The following is a 21319-nucleotide window of genomic DNA, read 5'->3' on the forward strand; positions in this document are numbered from 1 at the left end:
ACTCTATCTCTCCCTCAAGCTCTCCTGCCTGTATCTCAACAGCGGCGACATCACGTATTCGATGATGCGCCGCGTCCCCGTCTTGATCTCAACCGTCACCGCCATGCCCGGCGCCAGCGCCACCATCTTATCCTCGACCTGCATCTGCTTCTCGTCCAGTGACACCCGCGCGGAGTAGATGAACTCCTGGCCTGCCGGCTCGCTGGTCTCGGCCAGCGCACCGGCGGGCTTGGCGCCAGCTTGCTTGTCGGCGGGCTTCTCGCGCAGGATTGAGTCCTGGGACACACTCAGCACCTTGCCGTGGACGAGGCCGTAGCGGGTGAAGTTGAAGGTGTCGATCTTGATCTCGGCTGCCTGGCCGACATTGACGAAGCCGATGTCGCGGTTGGAGATCATGGCTTCGGCTTCGAGCTGGCTGTCCGCCGGAACAATGAGCATCAGCTGTTGCGCTGGTGTGACGACGCCGCCTACGGTGTGCAGCGCGAGCTGCTGCACGGTGCCGTCGATCGGGGCGCGCAGCACCTGCTCGGCGATCTTGCGCTCGGCCTTGACGAGGTCCTGGGTCAGCTCATCGGCCTTCTTCTCGGCGTCAGTGAGATCCGACAGCACCTGGCGCTCGAAGCCGGAGCGTGTCTGCGCCAGCTGCTGCTCCAGCGCGAGCCGCGCAGCCTCGATCTCGACGAGGCGCCGCGTCTGCACGATGCGCTCGCTCTGCTGGTCGATCAGCCGCGACTGCGCGTCGATATAGGCGATCTGGTTGCCGTACTGGATCTCCTTGGCGTTGCGGCGGATTTCGGCGGTCTCCTGCAGGAACGGCAGGGTGGCGTCGATCTTGGCGATCGCGGCCTCGATCGACTGCGCCTCGGCGCGCTTCTGCGCGATCTGCTGCAGGTTGGACGCAAGCTTCGACAGCTGCTCAGCGGCCTGGGCCTGCATTGCGGCGCGGGTGCGCGCAACGTCGGTGGGCGCGGCGCCTTCGGGCACGCTGAGCGGCCGCAGCGCGGCCAGATCCGCAAAGCTGTCGCGCAGCACGCCTAGCCGGGCGACGTCAAGCCTCGCCTGCATCAGGCCCTGCGCGACGCGGCGGCGCTCGGCCTCCGTCACGGTCCGGTCGAGCTCGACCAGCACGTCGCCGGCACACACCTTGTCGCCGTCCTGAACATGGATCGCGGCGACCACGCCGGCCTCCAGCGGCTGGATCGTCTTGGTGCGGCCGGTCGGCACGATCTTGCCCTGTGCCGAGGCGATGATGTCGACATGTCCGACGATCGACCATCCGATCGCGATCGCGAAGAACAGCATGATGCTGCCGGCGATGACACGGCCCGCGGGCGAGGCCGGCGTCTCGACGATCTCCAGCGCCGCCGGCAGGAACTCGCGCGCGTCATTGCGGCGCCGACGCCGTGCATCCAGCGAGATCGGCGCGTTGTCCTGCTTGTGCGCCTCAGCCGACGACATGGAGCCCCGCCTGGATCTGGTGCAGGGTCGCATAGCGGCCGGCGCGCTTGATCAGTTCGTCATGGGTGCCGTCCTCGACCAGACGGCCGCTCTCGATGGTGATGATGCGGTCGGCATTGCGCACCGCCGACAGCCGGTGCGCGATGATGAAGACGGTGCGCCCGGCGCAGATCTTGCGCATGTTGCGCTGGATGATGTTCTCGCTCTCATAGTCGAGCGCTGAGGTGGCCTCATCGAAGATGAGAATGCGCGGATTGGTGACCAGCGCGCGGGCAATCGCGATGCGCTGGCGCTGGCCGCCGGACAGGCTCGCGCCGCGCTCGCCGACCACCGTGTCGTAGCCGTCCGGCAGGCCGAGGATGAACTCATGGGCGCCGGCGAGCTCGGCCGCCTGGATCACCCGCTCCATCGCCATGCCGGGATCGGCGAGCGCGATGTTGTCGCGGATCGAGCGGTTGAACAGCACGTTCTCCTGCAGCACCGCGCCGATCTGCCGCCGCAGCCAGGTGACGTCGGCGACGGTGAGATCGACGCCGTCGATCAGGATTCGGCCGCCCTCCGGCACATAGAGCCGCTGGATCAGTTTTGTAAGTGTCGACTTGCCGGAGCCGGAGGGCCCGACAATCCCGACCACCTGGCCGACCGGCACCTTCAGGCTGACGTCATGCAGCGCAAGCGGACCATCGACGCGGTAGCGGAAATGGACGTGATCGAACACCACCTCGCCGCGCACTGGCGGCAGCGCCGCACGGCCGGGGTTGAAGGCCGGCTCCGGCGTGGTGTTGAGGATGTCGCCGAGCCGCGCCACCGACAGCCGCGCCTGGTGGAAATCCTGCCACAGCTGCGCCAGCCGCAGCACCGGCTGCGCCACCCGTCCGGCCAGCATGTTGAAGGCGATGAGCTCGCCGACGCTCAGATTGCCCTCGATCACCAGATGGGCGCCGAAATACAGGGTCAGCGCGGTCACGATCTTGCTGATGAACTGCACCGACTGGCTCGCCCAGTTGCCGAGCGACAGCACGTCGAAGCTGGCGCCGACGTAACCGGCGAGCTGCTCCTCCCAGCGCCGCTGCATCTGCGGCTCGATCGCCATCGCCTTCAGGGTCTGGATCGCGGTGACGCTCTCGACCAGGAAGGCCTGGTTCTCGGCGCCGCGGTTGAACTTGACGTCGAGCCGCTTGCGGAACAGCGGCGTCACGCCGGCCGATAGCGCGATGTAGAACGGGAACGAGCCGACCACGATCCAGGAGAGGAACGGCGAGTAGTAGAACATCACGCCGAGGAACACGAAGGTGAAGGCGAGATCGATCACCAAGGTCAGGGCCGAGCTGGTGATGAAGTTCCTGATGTTCTCGAGCTCGCGCACCCGCGCCACCGAATCGCCAGCGCGCCGCGCCTCGAAATAGGCGATCGGCAGTGCGATCAGATGCCGGAACAGCCGCGCACCGAGCTCGACGTCGATGCGGTTGGTGGTGTGCGAGAACACATAGGTTCGAAGCCCGCCGAGCACGGTTTCGAAGATGGTGACGGTCACGAGGCCGAACACCAGGACGTCGAGCGTGGTGTAGCCGCGATGGGTCAGCACCTTGTCGGTGACGACCTGGAAGAACAGCGGCGTGACCAGGCCGAACAGCTGCAGGAAGAACGAGGCCAGCAGCACCTCGCCGAGCAGCCGGCGATATTTCTGCATCGCCTGAAGAAACCAGGTGATGTCGAAGCGCCGCGCCAGATCGGACAGCGAGGCACGGCGCGCCATCAGCACCACCGTGCCGGTCCAGTTAGCCTCGAACTCGGCGCGCTTGAGACTATGCGGCCGATTCACCGAGGGATCCTGGATCAGCGCCGCCTCCGCCGTGACCTGTCCAAGGATCACGAACGAGCCATCCGACCGCGCCACGATGGCCGGCAGCGGCAGCTTGCGAAGCCCGTCCCAGCTCTGCCTGACCGCACGCGCCTTCAGCTTCAGCTGCTTGGCGCAGCGAAGCATCTCGGTCACGCCGACCGGCTCTCCTGCAAGCTGATGTGCAATCTGCGCCGGATCGATAGCGACCTGATGGAAACGCAGCAGTAATGTCAGGCAGTCAAGCCCCGTATCCCTCTGCCCCGCTTCCATTGCCCCTGCACTACCCTAAGTCGTGCAGGAATAATGTACCACAAGAAACGATTGGACAAGATCTGTCACGTTCCTGCCGAGGATATTTTTTACCTGCGAGGGATCGCGCGTTACACGCACTGCATGCACTGGGTGCAGGCTTCGCGCGTCTGCTGGACTAACCCGACAGCACCTCGCAACGCCCCGGACGGCTGAGGAACGAAGGTTCTTGACTTACTCGGCTAGCTCCCTCACGGCAAACGCCTGAACTCCCGCGCGCCTGATGTTCCCCACCACAAACAAAGAACGACACAATCCCTGCGAATCATAAGCATCTGCGTGATCTTCGAGAACTGGTGAATTCCGAATTGTCGAGGCGATAAACATCCGGCCGCCCGAACAACTGACAATTTTGACAGCAAGGTGAAATCCGCACTCAAAACATCGCCGCGCAACGAGCAAGCCTACATAAGGACCCCCGTTGACACCAAAGCTGCGATGTCAGGCGATCATAGGCTCATGGCCAGTAGCTTTTGGACAGCGCAATCCCAGACCGATTCCAAAGGCACATCTCGCGATGCGCTAGAGATCTGTTAAGCATCTCAGCACGGTATCATGTTAAAATACACGTTGAGATTGCTCGGGCTCACGGTTTTTGCGTATGTAGGTACCGACCGAAATAATCTGAAACAGACTGACACGGGAGCGGACATCCATGTTGGAGCCCGCCACAGACACCCTATTGCCCGCATTCTTTCGTCGCCTCCGCTTCCTGATATCCGCAAGGACCCAGATCGGGGAGATACACAGACCTAACGGCACGCAATCGCAGGATGGAAATTCAATCCCTCCTGATTCCCAGTCTTCGGGTCGCACGGCTTTCGCCTGGTCTTCTCAGGGAACGCATACGACCGGATATGTGGAAGCGAGCGTATGGGCCATTTGCTTTGTCGCGACCTCGTTCGCGGCCTTCCTGACCCAGCGGTCGGCTATCATTGTTGATCTCGGCAGCCTCTTGGTTGCATTGACGATACTGGGCTTCCTCCTCACGGTTCACGTTGTCTATCGACGTTGGCGACCATCGCCGGTGCTCAGCAACTTGTGCGGAGCGCTCCTAGCAATGTTATTATCGGGCGCAGTGGCTGGAATCATCAGCCTTGTCGGGCTTCGGAATAACGCCACATTCATCGATGCAGATCTTGCAAGATGGGATCGAGCGGCGGGCTTTGACTTGCCTGCTGTCGTCGCTTGGGCAGCCGCCAACCCCGCCTGGTCCCAGCTCCTGTCGGTCACGTACGACAGCTCTTTCCCCCTGCTCTTCGGCCTTTCGGTGCTGCTCGCAATCGTTCGCCGTTTCGATCATCTATGGATACTGACGTTCGTATTCGCCAGCACGATTGTCGCATGCGCGAGCATTTCCGTGATCTGGCCAGCGAAAGGTGCCTTTGCGTTCTTTGGATATCCAGCCAGCTTGCTTGAGCATCTCCCGATAGGCGCGGGCACGTATCACTTGTCGAAGTTGGAATACTTCCGCAATGAGGCCTCGCCGTTGCTGTCATTCGCCAACCTGCAGGGAGTTGTGACGTTTCCCTCGTTCCATTGCTGCCTGGCGTTGATGATCATATCCGCGTCCCGGCACCTCAGGTGGTTATTCCCGATTTCATTGATCTGGAATTCCCTCGTGATCGCATCGACCGTGCCGATCGGTGGACATTATGCGATCGATCTTCCATGCGGCGCGGTCGTGTGGCTGGTCGCAACCGGAACTGCTATCGCCTTGATGTCATTGTCCTCGCGACGGGCACAGGGATCATCTGGATTGCGAGCCGACGCTTCACACGACCGACTCACGCACGGAATGTGCCAAATCATGACCAGAGCGCAAGTCAGCGAATCCTGACACCGGCCCTGTATGCCCTGGTCTGCGATTTCCCGCGATGGCGTACACGCGTCCGTTCCGACACTAAAACGTACAGCCACCTGCGCCTCCCACTAGATCATAAGCGCCAAGGATATTCACTCTATCTAAAACTGTATTCTTAATACTCATCTATTATAAGATGACGTCGGAGATTCTTTTCTGGCGTGAAGGTGCGCCGATCTGGCCAACAGCAAAGAGGGTGTAATGCGGGTCAAAATGATGAGGTTCCTGCGTGACGAATCGGGAGCCACTGCAATCGAGTACGGATTGATTGCCGCCGGAATTTCACTTGCGATCATCGCAGCAGTCAACGGTCTGGGTAGCAAGATCAACACCTCGTTTGTCGACATCAATTCCTCCATCAACTAGTTCTGCGCAGTTCAGACGTTGGCGTTCTCAGGAAGCCCGAACCAATGCGTTCGGGTTTCTTGCTTCAAGGCCGCGGCGGCGCGGAATACTGGTCTAAGCTTCTGACGGAGGGTCCCCGGCCATTTGGTGTTAGGATTGTGGCTGTCGAGTTCTACGTCTCCGATCATCCCGTCGTCCCGCCCGCGCCCTGGAACGTGCCAGGCACCGCATTCACATCGCCGCTGTCGGCCATGCTCGATGGAGTCGACGCATCCGAAAGCGACAGGCGGCGACGTTCCGGACTGCAATTGCAGCTGGCGGGAGAGCCCGTCGGCGTGCCCGAGATGCTTCGCCGTGCCAAGCAGCTGTAGCCGACAGGGCGTGCGGTTCGGGAGCTTGGGAGCTATCAAAGCTCCCGCTGCTCGCCATCGTATCGCGAGCCGACGGCTCCTTCGTCATCCTCGGCAGCTCACATTGTCGAGCAACGAAAGCGCCCCACCAGATTTGGATTTGAGTGGCTGTAAAATATACCCAGTTGTTGCGGGGCGCGGAACTGCACTTGGCGAGCGACTGCATTCTCGATCTCGCGAGCGACTCCTCTGGCGATCAGAGCGTCAGATTGAGCAGCTCGGCAGCCCCAGTTCTTGGTGCGGCGACTCTTGTTCTTGTCACCATTGGCGATCTGGCACCGCACTATCTCATTCGGCGTTGCCTCCCCTTTTTGTCGGTCTCGCGGCCGACTTTGAGTGTCCACCTCCCAGTCGTCGCGGCTTTCACTAGAGCAAGGTCGAGGCGCTGGAGAGGAAGCCGCGCGCAATGGTCACCGGGTCGGGATCGTGGCCTATGATCCGCAAGATCTTAACGTAGACCGCGACGATCAGCGTTTCCTTCCTCGGAGAAGGCAATCTAGTGTGGCGCCGAGATCGCCTGCGACGAACGCCTGGGATGCCTCCAAGCGAAAAGAATCCTTCACTTTGCTCGGACTAGAATTGACCAGCGCCCTCGTCAGGAGGTCGATGACCCCGATGATCATTCCCAAAGCGTCGACATGGCCTAAGGCCCAGAAGCTCCTTGGATTGGAAGGGCTGCGCTTCCTCGCTACTGTCGCCGTGCTGCTGTGGCACTATCAGCACTTTGCCTTCGTCGGCGAGGAGCCGGTCGGTCTCGTGAGGAGCGAGCTGCCGTTCTACCGCGTTCTGTTCCCGTTTTATGAGAAGGGCAAGATCGGGGTCGAGATATTCTGGTGCATCTCCGGCTTCATCTTCTTCTGGAAGTATAGCGCGGTCATCGCCGACCGCACTATCAACGGATGGACCTTCTTCGTCTATCGGCTGGCGCGACTTTACCCGCTCCATCTCGCGACGTTGCTGTTGGTCACGATGCTCCAGCTGATGTATTTCGTTCAGCACAACTACTTCTTCGTCTTTCAGCAAAACGACATCCCTCAATTCGTCAAGCAGCTGTTCATGGCAAGCGACTGGCTTCCGCCGCATGGCGTCAGCTTCAACGCACCAATCTGGTCAGTCTCAATCGAGATCGTGGTCTATGCGGCGTTTTTCCTGTCGCTGCGCGTCGTGCGTCCGTCCCCGCTCTTCAATCTAGCGGTGATCGTGATCTCGATCGCGACCGGTACGCTGATGGCAAAATGCTTCGCTTTCTTCTACGCTGGCGGCCTTGCCGCGATGGCAAGACAGGCTGTCGCCGGGGCTCGGCATCGGCCGAAGGTGGAAGCCTTGGCTGCGTGTGCGAGCATCGCGATGCCCGCGGCATTTTGGATGTCCGGCATGGGCCTTGAGGCGCTCACTGCACCGCTTCTGCTCATCTATACGCCGATCCTGTTGTTCTGCTGCTCGAAGCCCATAGTCTTGCCGCGGCGCCTGGAGACCCTGGTGGAGACAGCCGGCAATACAACCTATTCCTGCTATCTGCTGCACTTTCCAATTCAACTTGCGATCGCGCTTGCTTTTTCGTTTATGCAGCGGCCCATCCCCTACCTCGATCCTCTGTTCTCGGCGGCTTTCGTGCTGTCCACGCTCGTCACCGCGCGCCTCACCTATTGCTGGTTTGAAGCGCCTGCTCAGCGGCTAGTCCGGACCCTTCTGCTGCGAAGGCAAGAGACTCGGCAGGCGAGTCCGGTCCTGCTTCAATGAAGGCAATCATCATGAAGGCGGAGATCTCGATCTAGTGTGCCTTACCCAACGCCAGTGGCCAATTTGGAAAGTCACAGTGACCGCTTTATCAAGAGCGAATGGCTCGGAGCTGGAGTAAGGCGGCAACCAAATCGCAATTTGTATGCCGATTGATCAATAGGGCTGCTGTCGAAGCGGCAGCTATTGGCCAACGTGCGATTGTCGGACATGAACGATTGTGCGTGTTGGCATCCTAGGCTCCATCGCGAACGCTTGTTTTCCCTTCGCGGCCCAAAGCTTACGTGCCCGTTCGCCCTCACCGCTTTTAAGCTTGTCAGCCATCCAAAGTAGCGCGCCGAAGATCGTGGAACGGTCGTCACCGGTCAGGTCCACGATACCGGCTTTGATCACGAGGCCGCCGAGTTCGATGAGGTGCCGGGTGCGCTTACGGCGTTCGACCTGCCACGCGCGCATGTCATGTCGCGCTTTTGCGGCTTGATGCCGGGTGCGCGCCGCTCGGTTGCGTAGGAGCAACGTCAGCGTCGCGGTCAGTTGCTGGCGCAACTCGCCGCGACCGTCCTTGAAAGAACGCGACGCCGCGCTTGGCCCATGCCTCCCTCTTTCCGGCCTCTTTCGTCTCGGCCAGCACGATCAGCGCGCCCGCGAGTTCGTCGGCGCTGAGCGCGTCAGCTCCAGTAGCGATCACGAGCTCGCCGAGCTGGCGTACCTTGCGTGTTTTCAGCTTGCGCGCCTTGTCGTCGAGTGCCTTCAGGTCAGCATCAAAGTTCCTAGGTTTGCGCATCGTCGTCTCCATGAGTGGCAATGGATAAATGATAGCTTGCGCACTGGCGCATTGCTGTAAGGTCATCAGGACGAGCTGAGACGGGATAGTCCCTCCCGAGATTTTTTCGAGGGAGGGCGCGCTTATACGTCGTGCCGACGTACGCTTCGCTGTGTAGATGCTCTGGTCGCGATGGCGATCTATCATCTTCACGTCAAGGTCATTGGCCGGAAGGCCGGAAGCAGTGCGGTGGCATCGGCGGCCTACCGCTCGGCATCGCGGCTGCGTGACGAGCGGCTCGGCCGTGATCAGGACTTTTCCGAAAAGCGCGGCGTCGTTCATTCCGAAGTGATGCTGCCGGAGAACGCGCCGGCCTCATGGGGCGATCGCGAGCGGCTTTGGAACGATGTCGAAGCGCGCGAAATCCGGAAGGATGCCCAGTTGGCCCGTGAGGTCGAGTTCGCCCTTCCGCGCGAGCTGAGTGAGGCGCAGGGTATCGAGCTCGCCCGGGACTTCGTTCGCGGCGAGTTCGTCGGTCTCGGCATGATCGCCGATCTGAATGTGCATTGGGACAGGGCAGAGGACGGACTGCCCAAACCTCATGCTCATGTCATGCTGACCATGCGCTCGGTCGACGAGAACGGCTTTGGCCAGAAGGTGCGGGACTGGAACCGCACCGAGATGGTCGAGCGCTGCCGCGAACGCTGGGCCGAGCTCGCCAATGAGCGGTTAGCCGAGCTCGATATCGACGCGCGGATTGATCACCGCAGCCTGGAAGACCAGGGCATCGCGCTGGAGCCGCAAAGCCAGATCGGCGCGCCCGCCAAACGGATCGAGTCTCGGGGCATCGCTGGCGAAGGCGGCGAGGCCGATCGCGCCGAGATGCACCGCGAGATCGCGCGCAACAACGGCGCGCGGATTGTCGCCGCCCCCACCATAGGGCTGGACGCCATCACCCAGCAGCAATCGACATTCACGCGCCGCGATATGGCGAGGTTCGCGCACCGGCATAGCGACGGGCTCGACCAGTTCAATGAGGTGGTGGGCGCAATGCAAGGAGCGCCCGGCCTGGTCGAACTCGGCAAGGATGCGCGCGGCGAGGATCGGTTCACCACCCGCGGAATGATCGAGGCAGAGCAGCGCCTGCACCGGGCCGCTGAACTGATGGCAAAACGGGAGCGCCACCAGGTGCGCGACGCGGATCGCCAGGCCGCTTTGGCAGGTGCGGAAGCGCGCGGCCTGGTGCTGTCGTCCGAGCAGGCTGAGGCGCTGGCGCACGTCACAGATGGACGCGATCTCAGCGTCGTGGTCGGCCATGCCGGGACGGGAAAGAGCGCGATGCTGGGGGTGGCACGGGAGGCGTGGGAAGCCGCCGGCTTCGAGGTCCGGGGCATTGCGCTGTCCGGCATTGCCGCAGAAAACCTCGAAAGCGGATCGGGCATTGCGTCGCGCACGATTGCCAGCCTGGAGCATGGCTGGGAACAAGGCCGTGACCTGCTCCAATCCAGTGATGTGCTGGTGATCGACGAGGCGGGGATGGTCGGCACGCGCCAGCTTGAGCGCGTGCTGTCGCATTCGCTAGAGGCTGGCGCAAAGGTGGTGCTGGTCGGCGATCCGCAGCAATTGCAGGCTATCGAGGCGGGCGCGGCGTTCCGCTCCATTCATGAGCGTCACGGCGGCGCGGAAATCGGGGAGGTGCGCCGTCAGCGCCAGGACTGGCAGCGCGACGCCACGCGCGATCTGGCAACCGGCAAAGTGGGGCAAGCGCTCGGAGCTTACCGAGCCAACGGGATGGTGCATGAGGCCCAAACCCGCGAGCAGGCGCGCGGCGATCTGATCGAGCGCTGGGACCACGACCGACAGGCAGCACCGGATCGGAGCCGGATCATCCTCACCCACACCAACAACGAGGTCCGTGCGCTGAACGAGGCAGCGCGCGAGCGGATGCGGGCCGCCGGCGATCTGGGCGACGAGGTGCGTCTGACTGTGGAGCGCGGCGCGAGAACCTTCGCCAGCGGGGACCGCGTCATGTTCCTGCAGAACGAGCGTGGGCTTGGCGTCAAGAACGGCACGCTCGGGACTGTCGAACAAGTAAACGCGCTATCCATGACCGTGCAGACCGACGATGGCCGATCCGTGCGCTTCGACCTCAAGGACTACAAGCGGATCGACCATGGCTATGCGGCGACGATCCACAAGGCGCAGGGCATGACGGTCGACCGCGTCCATGTCCTGGCGACCCCCGGTATGGATGCCCACAGCAGCTATGTCGCGCTGTCGCGTCACCGCGACCAGGTGGACCTGCACTATGGACGTGACGATTTTGCCAATGGGGACCGGCTCACCCGCGCCCTGTCGCGCGACCGCGCCAAGGACATGGCCTCGGATTACGAGCGCGCCGATCCGCTCCAGAGCTACGCTGAGCGGCGTGGGATCACCTTCCGCAATCGTGCGGCCGAGATCGTGCGCAAGATTGTGCCCGAGAAGCTGCGCGACATCTTCGGCGGCCTGCGCTCTCCGGCTGATGTGGCCGGACTGGCTAGCGGACGGAGGCCGGAACAGGCAACGCCGGAAAGGGAAAGCAGCGGTCCCGCAGCCAACCGGCGCGGAGCCGAAGTGCCGGCAAACAACGTGGCGCAAGATCCCGAAGCGGACGCTCGTCGCGTCCGGACACGAGCGCTCGTTCGCCATGCCCGCGCGGTAGATGCGATCTTCGCGGCACAGGATACGGGCGGCCGAGCGAGCAGGGAACAGGCGAAAGAGCTGCAAAAGGCGCGTGAAGCCTTCGAAGAGGTGCGCCCCTTTGGCTCGCGCGACGCCGAGGCCGCCTACAAGAAGAACCCGGAGCTCGCCCGCGAAGCGGCGGACGGCCGGGTCAATCGCGCCATCCGCGCGCTTCAGCTCGAAACCGAACTCCGCAGCGATCCGGGCCGCCGCGCCGACCACTTCGTCGAGCGATGGCAGGAGCTCGACCAGACCAGCCAGCGCCTATACCAAGCGGGCGACTTGTCCGGCCACAAGGCCACGCGCTTGGCAATGGGCGACATGGCGAAAAGCCTCCAGCGCGACCCGCAGCTGGAGTCCATCCTGGCCAGCCGCAAGCAGGAGCTCGGCATCGCATTCGAATCAGGCCGCCGGCTCGGCCAGGATCTGGCCTTCGTCCATGGCATCGATCTCGGCAGAGGCCGAGGCCTCGGAATTTGACCCATCCCGTTTGCCGCCGGCTCTACGCCACAGCTGGCAACGCGCGAACTTCTATTGTCCGCCTGCACCAATTCGGGCTCTGGTCTCGCCGGACGTCAGAAGCGACCAGCGAGGGGCATCACGGCCATGCGCGAGCCAGACCGCATCATCAGGTTGAAAACCGTCCTTGGCAGGACCGGGCTGTCGCGATCCACGATCTACCGCAAGATCGCCGAGGGTACGTTCCCTACCCCACTCAAGATCAGCAGCAACGGAACTGGTTGGCATGAATCCGACATCAACCGGTGGATCGCGGATCCCGTAAGATGGCGTCCGCGGCGCGACCTCGATGAAATATTGTAAGCTCTATGGCACAACGATCAGGGACGACGTTTCTGGAGGCGCTCTCCTGAACTATCCGACCCCATCCTTTTCTACGCCACGGCATCCCGCTTCAGGGACGGTCCCGCGAGATGCAGACGACGAGTTCGGACCAAGCTACATTGGAAATGCGCTTGCGGCAGAGCGCGATGTCAACCGAAGGCGTTCCATGAGCCGGCGCCCCGCTCGATTTACCCAAGGCGAAGTGGCACGAGCGATCCGCGCCGCAAAAGCGGCCGGTGTTTCATCCATACGAATTAAGCCGGACGGCACGATCATCGTCGACCTGGTCAAATACAAGGAAGAGCGGGGCATCGATGAGACGGTTGAGCCCGAAGAGCATTTCGTGCTTTGATTCGCTTCATGCCCCGTCCTCGCAAGCCCTACCTTCACAAGGAAATCAACCGTCACGGCAGGACGGTCTGGTACGTTCGCAACAAGGACGTCGGCGGCAAACGCACTCGCATTCGCGGCGAGTACGGGTCCATAGAATTCAACCGCAACTACGACATCGCTCTAGCCGACATGTTCAATCGGCCACGCCTCGCAATCGATCCCAGCGAGGCCAGGGCGAAGGTCTTTGATGGTAGCCTCAAATGGCTATGGGAAGAATACAAGGCAAAGGCGCCTGATTGGCGCGAGATGAAGGCGAGCACGCACAAGCAGCGCAACAGCCTGATGATTCATGTTCTGGAGGCCAACGGCAACAAAAGAGCAGCCGCAATCCAGAAGCAGCACATCCTGGACGGGCTTGGGCGTCGCGCTCAAAACCCCTCCGCGGCCCGGCATTTCCTCACCACCATGAGACGGATGTTCGCGTGGGCTGTCGCGCAAAAGATTGTGCCGGCAGATCCCACCGAAGGAATCAAGACACCCAAGCCGGCAAAGACAGAAGGCTTCGTCACCTGGTCTGATGCCGACGTTCGGCGTTACTACAAGCGCTGGCCGCTCGGCACGCGAGAGCGCGTCATGATCGACGTCTACCTCTTCACCGGCTTTCGGCGGGGTGACGCAGCATCATTCGGCCCTGCCGACGTGACCGAACAGATGCAAGAGCGGATCGGGCCTGACGGAAAACTCGAGCAGATTTCCGTTCCGATCATCACGAAGCGCCTCGAAAAGGGGAGCGAGACCATTGAGGTCACCTTCCCGATGCTCGATGTCCTGCGCCGGACGTTGGAGGCAGGTCCGGTCGGAACCGAGACCTATATCGCGACCCGGCAGGGCAAGCCGATGACCAAGGAGAGCTTAGGCAACCTGTTCAAGGAGAAATGCATCGCAGCTGGGTTGGCGAACCGATCAGCGCACGGCCTGCGCAAGGCGGCTGCAACTGTCGCCGCTGAAAACGGAGCAACGGAAGCCGAGCTGGATGCGATCTTCGGTTGGACCGATCGTCGGATGGCAAGCCATTACACGCGGAACGCCAATCGCAAGAAATTGGCGTATGGCGGCGTCGCCAAGCTCGAGCGAATAATCGGCTCCGTGGATCATAGAGCGAACGTCTATTCCCTCACCGACAAGCTAGGTGCGGGAAATCGAACAAAAAGCTCAATGAAATCAGCAGACGTCCGGATGGGTGGTGGGCACGACAGGGATCGAACCTGTGACCCCTACCATGTCAAGGTAGTGCTCTCCCGCTGAGCTACGTGCCCTAATCCAATATCCGTTCGGGTGGGCGTCCCTATATCGGCTCCCACGCAGGCAGGCAAGGACGCAAAATGCCGAAATTGGGAATAATCCGCCAGTTCCGGAGGTCTGTCCCTGGCGGCTCAGGCCGCCAGCATCTTGTTGACCTCGCTGACGAGTTCGCGCAGGTGCACCGGCTTGGACAGCACCTTGGCATTCTTGGGCGCCTCCGAATCGGAGTTCAAGGCGACCGCGGCGAAGCCGGTGATGAACATGATCTTGATGTCCGGGTCGAGCTCGGAGGCGCGGCGCGCCAGCTCGATGCCGTCCATCTCCGGCATCACGATGTCGGTCAAGAGCATCTCGAACGGCTCCTCGCGCAGCCGCTGGTAAGCCGACATGCCGTTGTCGTGGGGCGAGACCTGGAACCCGGCATTTTCCAATGCCTTGACCAGGAAGCGGCGCATGTCGTTGTCGTCTTCGGCGAGCAGGATTTTGTGCATGGCGAGGGGTTGTCTGGTCCGGGTGAGAGGCGGAGCGTTGCCGCCACTAAGCCTGACGGGCGGTAAATTTCGGGTGAAAGATTGCGCCTTTTGATCCGACATCGGCAAGGCATTTTGAGGGCTGAAGGTGCGGTCTTCGACCGAAGCAGCACGCCAGCTCAGAGTTGTTCCAAACGCGAGATGAACTTTTTCATTGCTTTTCGCTTGGCAGACCGGCTCGGATTATCGAAGATGCGCGTTGGCAAGAGCAGTGCCTGCGTTGTCCAGAACGAATCGGCCGGAGGATACCGGCGCATCAACGGACGTGACATCGACGCACGTGACCAAGGGGACGGCGCCCAGAGATGACGGACTTTGATGGCGAATTGCCGCCGTTCGAGATCATGGAGCCGACCGAATGGCGTGCGCCCATCATCTTCAATTCCCCTCACTCCGGATCGGCCTACCCCGACGATTTCCTAAGGGCGTCGCGAATCGATCTGCCGGCGCTGCGGCGCTCCGAAGATTCGTTCATGGACGAATTGATCGCCGATCTCCTGTTGCGCGGCTTTCCGGTCGTTCGCGTGCATTTCCCGCGCTGCTATGTCGACGTCAATCGCGAGCCCTATGAGCTCGATCCGCGGATGTTCACCGGGCGGCTGCCGAGCTTTGCCAACACCCGCTCGATGCGGGTGGCCGGCGGCCTCGGCACGATCCCGCGCGTGGTCGGCGACGGCCAGGAGATCTATCGCGACCGGCTGAGCGTCGACGAGGCGCTGCACCGGATCGAGACGCTGTACAAGCCGTATCACCGCGCGCTGCGCCGGCTGATCAACCGCGTGCACCAGCAGTTCGGCACCGTGGTGCTGGTCGACTGCCATTCGATGCCGTCGGTCGGCGTCTCGCGCGACGAGCCGCGCCGGCCCGACATGGTGATCGGCGACCGCTACGGCACGAGCTGCGCGTCGCTGCTGCCGGACCTGGTCGAGGACGTGCTCGGCCGGCTCGGCTATTCGGTCGGCCGCAACAAGCCCTATGCCGGCGGCTTCATCACCGAGCATTACGGCAATCCGGCCACGGGCTTGCATGCGATCCAGATCGAGCTCAACCGCGCGATCTACATGGACGAGCGCCGCAGGGAGCGCGGACCGCGCTTCGCCCAGGTCGCCTCCGATCTCGCCGTGCTCGCCGAGGTGCTGGCGACGGTGCCGCTCGGCGACCTCGGGCCGTTCCAGGCGGCGGCGGAATAGAGGACTGCGCGTTCGGTCCGAGCGATTTCGGCCGGTGGCGTCGGCGCAAAAAAAAGGGCCGCTTGAATGACAAGCGGCCCAAGTCTAGGGAGGAAACGCCCAAGGAGGGCAGCGATAACGCGAAGCGCTACCGCACCGCAACAATATGCAATCGCGCTGCACAAAGCGCAAGAGTTTTTCCGCCTTTCTCCATGCAAAAAAACATAGGCCGGGTTGCGTTCAGCGCGAAACAGCTCTTCTTTTCATCATAGAAGTCAATGGCTTGATTGGAGATTCCAAACGATCGGAGAGGGACGCCGGTTTCGCTTTCAGTTTCACATCAGGGGCCCACGACGGCTCAACCGCGCCCGGCCAGCGCGGCCGGCCAGCGCGGCCGGACACCAAACGGTATCCATGATGCCACGCTGGTGTTCCATATCCGGATGCGCCCCCGACCGCTTTGAGCTAGGCATAACCGGCTTATTGCCACCCGATTCCCTCACCCAAGGACGCGTTGTGACGGTCATTGATTTCTCCGCCTTCATCGGTCGTCTGGCGACCGCGTCGGGCGAAACCATCCTGCCGTTCTTCCGGACCTCGCTGCTGGTCGACAACAAGAGCAGCCGGCACGATTTCGATCCGGTGACCGAGGCCGACCGGGCCGCCGAGGCCGTGATGCGCCGCCTGATCAAGGCGAACTTTCCTCAGCACGGCATCGTCGGCGAGGAGTTCGGCAATGAGCGCGAGGACGCCGACTACGTCTGGGTGCTCGATCCGATCGACGGCACCAAATCCTTCATTGCCGGTTTCCCGACCTGGGGCACGCTGATCGCGTTGCTGCACAAGGGCACGCCGGTGTTCGGCATGATGCACCAGCCCTTCATCGGCGAGCGCTTCGCCGGCGACAACGGCTCCGCCAATTACAAGAACGGCGGCGGCGAGCGCCGGCTCTCGGTCCGGCGCTGCGAGCGTCTCGGGGATGCGGTGTGCTATACGACGAGCCCGCTGCTGATGAACGAGGCCGATCGCGCCACCTTTGGCCGGGTCGAGGCCGAGACGCGGCTGTCGCGCTATGGCGGTGACTGCTACTCCTATTGCATGCTGGCCGCCGGCCATCTCGATCTCGTCATCGAGACCGAGCTCAAGCCCTATGACATCGCCGCCCTGATCCCGATCATCAACGGCGCCGGCGGCATCGTCACCGACTGGGAAGGCGGCCCGGCGCAGAACGGCGGCCGGATCGTCGCCGCCGGCGACAAGCGCGTCCACGAAGCGGCGCTGAAGCGGCTGGCTGCGGGCTGAGCCCGCCTCCACTGGCCTGGCTCCCCGCCTCTCGCGCGGAACGGAGACATCCGGCCGGTCGTCGGGCGCCTCACGCGGCGGCCCGGCGCAAATGCTCGACGAGCAGTTTCGCCGGACGCGGCAGCGCCTTGAAGCTGCGGGCGCAGATCACGAGCCGCCGATCGGCCCAGGCGTCGCGCAGCGCGACGAGGCTGATCGGCATCGACCGCGCGCAACGCCGCGCCGCCGCTTCCGGCACCACGGCAATGCCGATCCCGGCCGCCACCATCTGGCAGATCGCGTCGAAATCGCGCAGCCTGGCCCGCACGTGCTGGCGGATGCCGAGCCGCGCGGCGTGCCGGCCGATATGGACGTTGAGCGCCGTCCCCTGCGTGAGGCCGATGAAATCCTCCCCCGCGGTCTCGCTGAAGTCGATCTGTCGGCGCGCTGCGAGCGGGCTGCGCCGTCCGGCCACCAGGATCAGCCGGTCCTCGCCGAAGGCGAAGCGCTCGATCGTCTCGGGCAGCGCGTGCTCCGCCGCAAAGCCGAGATCCGCTCTGCCGGACACGATCGCCTCGGCGATCTCGGTGCTCTCGCGCTCCTCGACATCGACGTTGATGTCGGGATGCTCGCGCAGGAAGGCCGCCAGCGCCTTCGGCAGATGCTCGGCGAGGCCGACGGTATTGGCGAGCAGCTGCACGTTGGCGCGACGGCCGGATGCGAAGCCCGAGAGCTCGCCCTGCATGGCCTCGACATTGGCCATGATGATGCGGGCGTGATCGAGCAGGCTCTCGCCCGCCGCGGTCAGCTCCACGCCGCGCCGGCCGCGCTTGAACAGCTCGACGCCAAACGCGTCCTCCAGGCCCTTGATCCGCGCGCTCGCCGAGGCCAGCGCCAGATGCGCCCGGTCGGCGCCGCCAGTGATGCTGCGGGCCTCGGCCACGGCAATGAACAGCCTGAGATCGACCAGATCGAAACGCATGGTCATCCTGCCTCAGCCTTGGACGAAGGCTTGCTCCGTAACCTCCACATTGTGTCGTCGGCGCAGTCTGGTCAATGTGCCGACCATGATCGACCCCATCCTCATCTTCATCGCCTTCGCGCTCACTTTGGCCGGCTTCGTCAAGGGCGCGCTCGGCCTCGGCCTGCCGACCATCTCGGTCGGACTGCTCGCGGTCGCCATGCCGCCGGGCCGGGCGCTCGCCATAGTCATCGTACCGGCCGTGATCACCAACATCTGGCAGACCTTCGCCGGCCCCTATCTGCGCGATATCGCCAGGCGCCTATGGCCGCTGATGCTGGGGACCGCGATCGGCATCTGCCTCAACGCCGGCGCGCTCAGCCATGCCTCGACCCGCTGGGGCAACGTCGCGCTCGGCGTCTTGCTGATGCTCTATGCCCTGCTCGGTCTCACCAAGCTCGCCTTCAAGGTCGCGCCCCCGCACGAGAAATGGGTCGGCGGCATCGTCGGCCTCGTCACCGGGCTGATCTCGGCCGCCACCGGCGTGCAGGTCGTACCTTCTGTGCCGTACATGCAGGCGATCGGGCTCGAGAAGGACGAGTTGGTCCAGGCCCTCGGCGTGTTCTTCACGGTCGCCACCGTCACGCTGGCCTTCAACTTGACGAGCTCCGGCCTGCTCAGCACGGCCACCGCCCTGCCCGGCGCGGTCGCGATGGCCTGCGCCTTTGTCGGCATGTTCGCGGGCCAAGCGGCGCGATCCCGACTGCCGGCCGAGGCGTTCCGCCGTGTGTTCCTGATCGCCATGATCCTGCTCGGCCTGTATCTCGCCGGCACGGCGGTCGTCGAGCTGCTCCGGTAAGTCAGCGCGCCTCGAGCATCGCGATCCGGACGCCGAGATAGATCAGCAGCCCGCCGATCGTGCGGTTGAGCCAGAGCAGCGCGGCGGACGAGTCGCGCACGCGGCGCGCTGCACGGGCCGCGACGACGGCGACGCCGAGACACCAGATCGTGCTGTTGACGATGAAGATCGTGCCGAGCAGCAGGAAGGCGATCGCCTTGTGCGGCGCCTCGGCTGCGACGAATTGCGGCAGGAAGGCGAGGAAGAACATCGCGACCTTCGGATTGAGGATGTTGGTGAGCGCGCCCTGCCAGAACGCTTGGCGCAGCGTCACCACCGGCATCGACGTCGCATCACTCGCCCTGGCGGCGTCCGGCCGCCGCGCCAGAAGCTGCGTGATGCCGAGATAGACCAGATAGGCCGCACCGGCCCATTTCACCGTCGCGAAGGCCGTCGCGGAGGCCGTGAGCAGCGCCGACAGCCCGATCGCACTTCCGAACACGTGAACCAGGCAGCCCGTGCTGATGCCGAAGGCGGCAGCGGCCCCGCCGCGCCAGCCCATCTGCGCGCTGCGGCCAACGATGTAGGCGGTGTCGGGACCCGGCGTGATGTTGAGCAGCAGCCCGGAGACGAGAAACAAAGGCAGATCGTGAATGCCGAGCATGATTGAACATTTCCTAACAATAACGGTCTAACCATACCTGGCCTCGGCATTGCCGTCTCGCGCCGCAGAGGCCGGCGCGGGGCCGCATGGCGAGGTGCCGCGATGGGTTCTGGAAAAGCGTTGGATTTGGCCGCCTCGGCCGTGGTATGCGCGAGGCGGGAGCACGATGTGATGGAAAGACGCCTCGCTGCCATCCTTTGCGCCGACGTCGCCGGCTATTCACGCATGATGGGGATTGACGAGGACGGCACGCACGCCGCCTTCAAGGCTCATCGCGGCGCCATCCATCCGATCATCCTCAACCACGCCGGCCGCATCGTCAAACACACCGGCGACGGCTTTCTGCTGGAATTCGCCAACGCCGCCAGCGCCATCCAGTTCGGGATCGAGATGCAGTCCCTGATGGCGGAGCGCAACGCCGATCTGCCGTCCGACCGCAACATGCGCTTCCGGCTGGGAATCCATCAGGGTGAGTTTACGGTCGATGACGGCGAGGCCTTCGGCGACGGCATCAATGTCGCCGTCAATCTGGAATCGATCGCCGTCCCGGGCGGTGTTGCCGTCTCGGCCAAGGCTTATGAGGAGGCCGGCCTGCAACTCCCCGTCAAGCTGACCAGCGCCGGAAGCTTTCAGTTCAAGAACCTGCGGGAGCCGGTGCAGGCGTGGACATGGGAGCCGGGTAGCGAGGCGGCGATCCGGGCCGGGACGAGCGTCACCGGCCTGCCGCCGCAATATCGCACCGCGATCGTCGGCGTGCTGCCATTCGTCAACCTCTCCGACGACGCCGACGCCTATCTCGCCGACGGGCTCGCGGACGACCTGATCCATGCGCTGTCGCTGCAATCGTTCTTTCGTGTCCTGAGCCGCACCTCGACGTTTCGCTTCAGGGACCGCGGCCTCAATCCCCGCCTGGTCGCACGCGAGATCGACGCGACCTACCTGATTCAGGGAACGGTGCGGCGCTCTCGTCACAAGCTCCGCGTGACGGCGGAGCTGATCGCGCCCGAGACCGGCGCTCAATTGTGGACCGGTCGCTATGACGGCGATGTCGGTGATCTCTTCGCGATGCAGGACGAGATCACCACCAGCCTATGCGCGGCGCTGATGCCGGAGATCTATCGTGTCGAAGCCTCGATTCCGGTCCGTGCGCCGGCGACCGACCCGACCGGATGGGACCGCTTCCTGCGCGGTCTGTCGCACTACTACCGACCGACCAAGGCCGACTACGAGATCTCCATCTCGCTGTTTCGGCAAGCCATTGCGCTCGATCCCACGCTCGGCCTCGCGCACGCTTATCTCGCGACCATTCTGATGCAGGGCATCAATTTCGGCTGGATCAAGGGCTCGCGCGAGCTCTGGCAGGAGGCGAAGAATCTGGCCTTGGACAGCGTGCGGCTCGACGGGCGCTCCTCGTTCGCCTATGCGATCCTGGCCTTCGTGCAGGCCATGCAGGGCGACCATGACGACGGCATGAAGGCGGCGCGCAAGGCGACCGAGCTCAATGCCTACGACATGGGCGCACGCGGCGTGCTCGGGCTCTGCCATATGGTCAACGGCGAGCACCAGCAGGCGATCGATCTGTTCTCGATCGCGGCCCAGCGCGGCAACAGCGATCCGCGCTACCAATGGCCGGCGCTGAATGCCTACAGCCACTACCTGCTCGGCCGCTATGAGGCGGCGTTGTCCTGGGCCCGCGAGGAGCTGTTTCTCTACCCGAACCATCTGCAGGCGCTGACGATCCGCGCGGCGACCCTGGCGCAGCTTGGTGCGACCGACCAGGCGGGCGACGCCGTCGACGTGCTGCACGCGCAATACCCCTGGCTCACGCTCGACCGCCACATCAAGAACATCCGATGGAAACGCCGGGACGACATCGACCACTACCGCGACGGACTGATCAAGGCCGGGCTGACCTGAGCCAATCGGGTCCAATGTCGCCGGCCCG

General features: G+C 63.3%; 17 protein-coding genes, 1 tRNA gene and 1 pseudogene. 11 read left to right on the plus strand and 8 right to left on the minus strand.

Annotated features, from left to right (window positions below):
* Positions 1-3 precede the first annotated feature (3 nt).
* A complete protein-coding gene (locus ACQR0W_RS13860; protein ID WP_434840700.1) occupies positions 4-1458 on the minus strand; it encodes an HlyD family type I secretion periplasmic adaptor subunit in 1455 nt (484 codons plus the stop codon).
* Positions 1445-3571 carry a type I secretion system permease/ATPase gene (locus ACQR0W_RS13865; RefSeq protein ID WP_434840701.1) on the minus strand — a complete coding sequence of 709 codons (2127 nt, stop codon included), beginning with the start codon at positions 3569-3571 and terminating at the stop codon, positions 1445-1447. Before ACQR0W_RS13865 ends, ACQR0W_RS13860 begins: the two co-directional genes overlap by 14 nt.
* Before the next feature lie 694 nt (positions 3572-4265).
* Between ACQR0W_RS13865 and ACQR0W_RS13870 the strand changes: the two genes are divergently transcribed.
* The 3 genes from ACQR0W_RS13870 (at position 4266) to ACQR0W_RS13880 (ending at position 7969) form a co-directional block, all read left to right on the plus strand.
* A complete protein-coding gene (locus tag ACQR0W_RS13870; protein ID WP_434840702.1) occupies positions 4266-5450 on the plus strand; it encodes a phosphatase PAP2 family protein in 1185 nt (394 codons plus the stop codon).
* 225 nt (positions 5451-5675) lie between these two features.
* Entirely contained in the window at positions 5676-5840 is a 165-nt protein-coding gene (locus ACQR0W_RS13875; protein WP_315753307.1) for a Flp family type IVb pilin, read from the plus strand.
* 995 nt (positions 5841-6835) lie between these two features.
* Positions 6836-7969, plus strand: a complete 1134-nt coding sequence (locus ACQR0W_RS13880; protein WP_434840703.1) for an acyltransferase family protein — start codon at positions 6836-6838, stop codon at positions 7967-7969.
* Between the two features lie 180 nt (positions 7970-8149).
* Here ACQR0W_RS13880 and ACQR0W_RS13885 read toward each other — a convergent pair whose 3' ends face one another.
* Positions 8150-8422 carry a conjugal transfer protein TraD gene (locus ACQR0W_RS13885; RefSeq protein ID WP_434840704.1) on the minus strand — a complete coding sequence of 91 codons (273 nt, stop codon included), beginning with the start codon at positions 8420-8422 and terminating at the stop codon, positions 8150-8152.
* Between the two features lies 1 nt (position 8423).
* Positions 8424-8750: a conjugal transfer protein TraD gene (locus tag ACQR0W_RS13890; protein WP_315753301.1), complete on the minus strand. Its 327-nt coding sequence runs from the start codon at positions 8748-8750 to the stop codon at positions 8424-8426.
* A gap of 171 nt (positions 8751-8921) precedes the next feature.
* On the opposite strand from ACQR0W_RS13890, the gene traA reads away from it, so the two are divergent.
* From traA to ACQR0W_RS13910, 4 genes and pseudogenes are all read left to right on the plus strand, one after another.
* Positions 8922-11933 carry a Ti-type conjugative transfer relaxase TraA gene (gene traA / locus ACQR0W_RS13895; RefSeq protein WP_434840705.1) on the plus strand — a complete coding sequence of 1004 codons (3012 nt, stop codon included), beginning with the start codon at positions 8922-8924 and terminating at the stop codon, positions 11931-11933.
* Positions 11934-12059: 126 nt separating this feature from the next.
* Positions 12060-12275, plus strand: coding sequence for a helix-turn-helix transcriptional regulator (locus tag ACQR0W_RS13900; protein WP_434840706.1), 216 nt, complete (start codon positions 12060-12062; stop codon positions 12273-12275).
* Between the two features lie 187 nt (positions 12276-12462).
* The gene (locus ACQR0W_RS13905; RefSeq protein WP_434840707.1) at positions 12463-12648 is read left to right on the plus strand and encodes a hypothetical protein; all 186 of its coding nucleotides are present in this window, start codon (positions 12463-12465) and stop codon (positions 12646-12648) included.
* 170 nt (positions 12649-12818) lie between these two features.
* A pseudogene (locus ACQR0W_RS13910) lies at positions 12819-13709 on the plus strand (tyrosine-type recombinase/integrase); the annotation flags it as partial.
* Between the two features lie 161 nt (positions 13710-13870).
* Here the strand turns inward: ACQR0W_RS13910 and ACQR0W_RS13915 are convergent.
* Positions 13871-13945 (minus strand) — tRNA-Val (locus tag ACQR0W_RS13915).
* Positions 13946-14062: 117 nt separating this feature from the next.
* A complete protein-coding gene (cpdR, locus tag ACQR0W_RS13920; protein ID WP_006610087.1) occupies positions 14063-14422 on the minus strand; it encodes a cell cycle two-component system response regulator CpdR in 360 nt (119 codons plus the stop codon).
* 344 nt (positions 14423-14766) lie between these two features.
* On the opposite strand from cpdR, the gene ACQR0W_RS13925 reads away from it, so the two are divergent.
* Both ACQR0W_RS13925 and hisN read left to right on the plus strand, forming a co-directional pair.
* Positions 14767-15651 carry an N-formylglutamate amidohydrolase gene (locus tag ACQR0W_RS13925; RefSeq protein ID WP_315716574.1) on the plus strand — a complete coding sequence of 295 codons (885 nt, stop codon included), beginning with the start codon at positions 14767-14769 and terminating at the stop codon, positions 15649-15651.
* A 495-nt stretch (positions 15652-16146) separates the two neighbouring features.
* The gene (hisN, locus tag ACQR0W_RS13930) at positions 16147-16932 is read left to right on the plus strand and encodes a histidinol-phosphatase (protein WP_315716573.1); all 786 of its coding nucleotides are present in this window, start codon (positions 16147-16149) and stop codon (positions 16930-16932) included.
* Positions 16933-17002: 70 nt separating this feature from the next.
* Here hisN and ACQR0W_RS13935 read toward each other — a convergent pair whose 3' ends face one another.
* Positions 17003-17893 (minus strand): LysR substrate-binding domain-containing protein, encoded by an 891-nt coding sequence (locus ACQR0W_RS13935; RefSeq protein ID WP_316171344.1) that lies wholly within the window; start codon positions 17891-17893, stop codon positions 17003-17005.
* A gap of 85 nt (positions 17894-17978) precedes the next feature.
* Here ACQR0W_RS13935 and ACQR0W_RS13940 point away from each other — a divergent pair, with 85 nt between their 5' ends.
* Positions 17979-18731, plus strand: a complete 753-nt coding sequence (locus tag ACQR0W_RS13940) for a sulfite exporter TauE/SafE family protein (RefSeq protein WP_315825434.1) — start codon at positions 17979-17981, stop codon at positions 18729-18731.
* Between the two features lies 1 nt (position 18732).
* Here the strand turns inward: ACQR0W_RS13940 and ACQR0W_RS13945 are convergent, their stop codons facing one another.
* Entirely contained in the window at positions 18733-19374 is a 642-nt protein-coding gene (locus tag ACQR0W_RS13945; protein ID WP_316167848.1) for a LysE family translocator, read from the minus strand.
* A gap of 171 nt (positions 19375-19545) precedes the next feature.
* Between ACQR0W_RS13945 and ACQR0W_RS13950 the strand changes: the two genes are divergently transcribed.
* Complete coding sequence (locus tag ACQR0W_RS13950; RefSeq protein WP_315716570.1) at positions 19546-21291, plus strand: adenylate/guanylate cyclase domain-containing protein; 1746 nt, start codon at positions 19546-19548, stop codon at positions 21289-21291.
* The last annotated feature ends 28 nt before the right edge of the window (positions 21292-21319 follow it).

The organism is Bradyrhizobium sp. HKCCYLRH1034, assembly GCF_051168375.1.
Lineage (GTDB): Bacteria > Pseudomonadota > Alphaproteobacteria > Rhizobiales > Xanthobacteraceae > Bradyrhizobium.

Bases quoted from the DNA above. Each gene is read 5' to 3' on its own strand.
- ACQR0W_RS13860 (WP_434840700.1), bottom strand. From the start codon at position 1,458: ATGTCGTCGGCTGAGGCGCACAAGCAGGACAACGCGCCGATCTCGCTG.
- ACQR0W_RS13865 (WP_434840701.1), bottom strand. From the start codon at position 3,571: ATGGAAGCGGGGCAGAGGGATACGGGGCTTGACTGCCTGACATTACTG.
- ACQR0W_RS13870 (WP_434840702.1), top strand. From the start codon at position 4,266: ATGTTGGAGCCCGCCACAGACACCCTATTGCCCGCATTCTTTCGTCGC.
- ACQR0W_RS13875 (WP_315753307.1), top strand. From the start codon at position 5,676: ATGCGGGTCAAAATGATGAGGTTCCTGCGTGACGAATCGGGAGCCACT.
- ACQR0W_RS13880 (WP_434840703.1), top strand. From the start codon at position 6,836: ATGACCCCGATGATCATTCCCAAAGCGTCGACATGGCCTAAGGCCCAG.
- ACQR0W_RS13885 (WP_434840704.1), bottom strand. From the start codon at position 8,422: ATGCGCGCGTGGCAGGTCGAACGCCGTAAGCGCACCCGGCACCTCATC.
- ACQR0W_RS13890 (WP_315753301.1), bottom strand. From the start codon at position 8,750: ATGCGCAAACCTAGGAACTTTGATGCTGACCTGAAGGCACTCGACGAC.
- traA (WP_434840705.1), top strand. From the start codon at position 8,922: ATGGCGATCTATCATCTTCACGTCAAGGTCATTGGCCGGAAGGCCGGA.
- ACQR0W_RS13900 (WP_434840706.1), top strand. From the start codon at position 12,060: ATGCGCGAGCCAGACCGCATCATCAGGTTGAAAACCGTCCTTGGCAGG.
- ACQR0W_RS13905 (WP_434840707.1), top strand. From the start codon at position 12,463: ATGAGCCGGCGCCCCGCTCGATTTACCCAAGGCGAAGTGGCACGAGCG.
- cpdR (WP_006610087.1), bottom strand. From the start codon at position 14,422: ATGCACAAAATCCTGCTCGCCGAAGACGACAACGACATGCGCCGCTTC.
- ACQR0W_RS13925 (WP_315716574.1), top strand. From the start codon at position 14,767: ATGACGGACTTTGATGGCGAATTGCCGCCGTTCGAGATCATGGAGCCG.
- ACQR0W_RS13935 (WP_316171344.1), bottom strand. From the start codon at position 17,893: ATGCGTTTCGATCTGGTCGATCTCAGGCTGTTCATTGCCGTGGCCGAG.
- ACQR0W_RS13940 (WP_315825434.1), top strand. From the start codon at position 17,979: ATGATCGACCCCATCCTCATCTTCATCGCCTTCGCGCTCACTTTGGCC.
- ACQR0W_RS13945 (WP_316167848.1), bottom strand. From the start codon at position 19,374: ATGCTCGGCATTCACGATCTGCCTTTGTTTCTCGTCTCCGGGCTGCTG.
- ACQR0W_RS13950 (WP_315716570.1), top strand. From the start codon at position 19,546: ATGGAAAGACGCCTCGCTGCCATCCTTTGCGCCGACGTCGCCGGCTAT.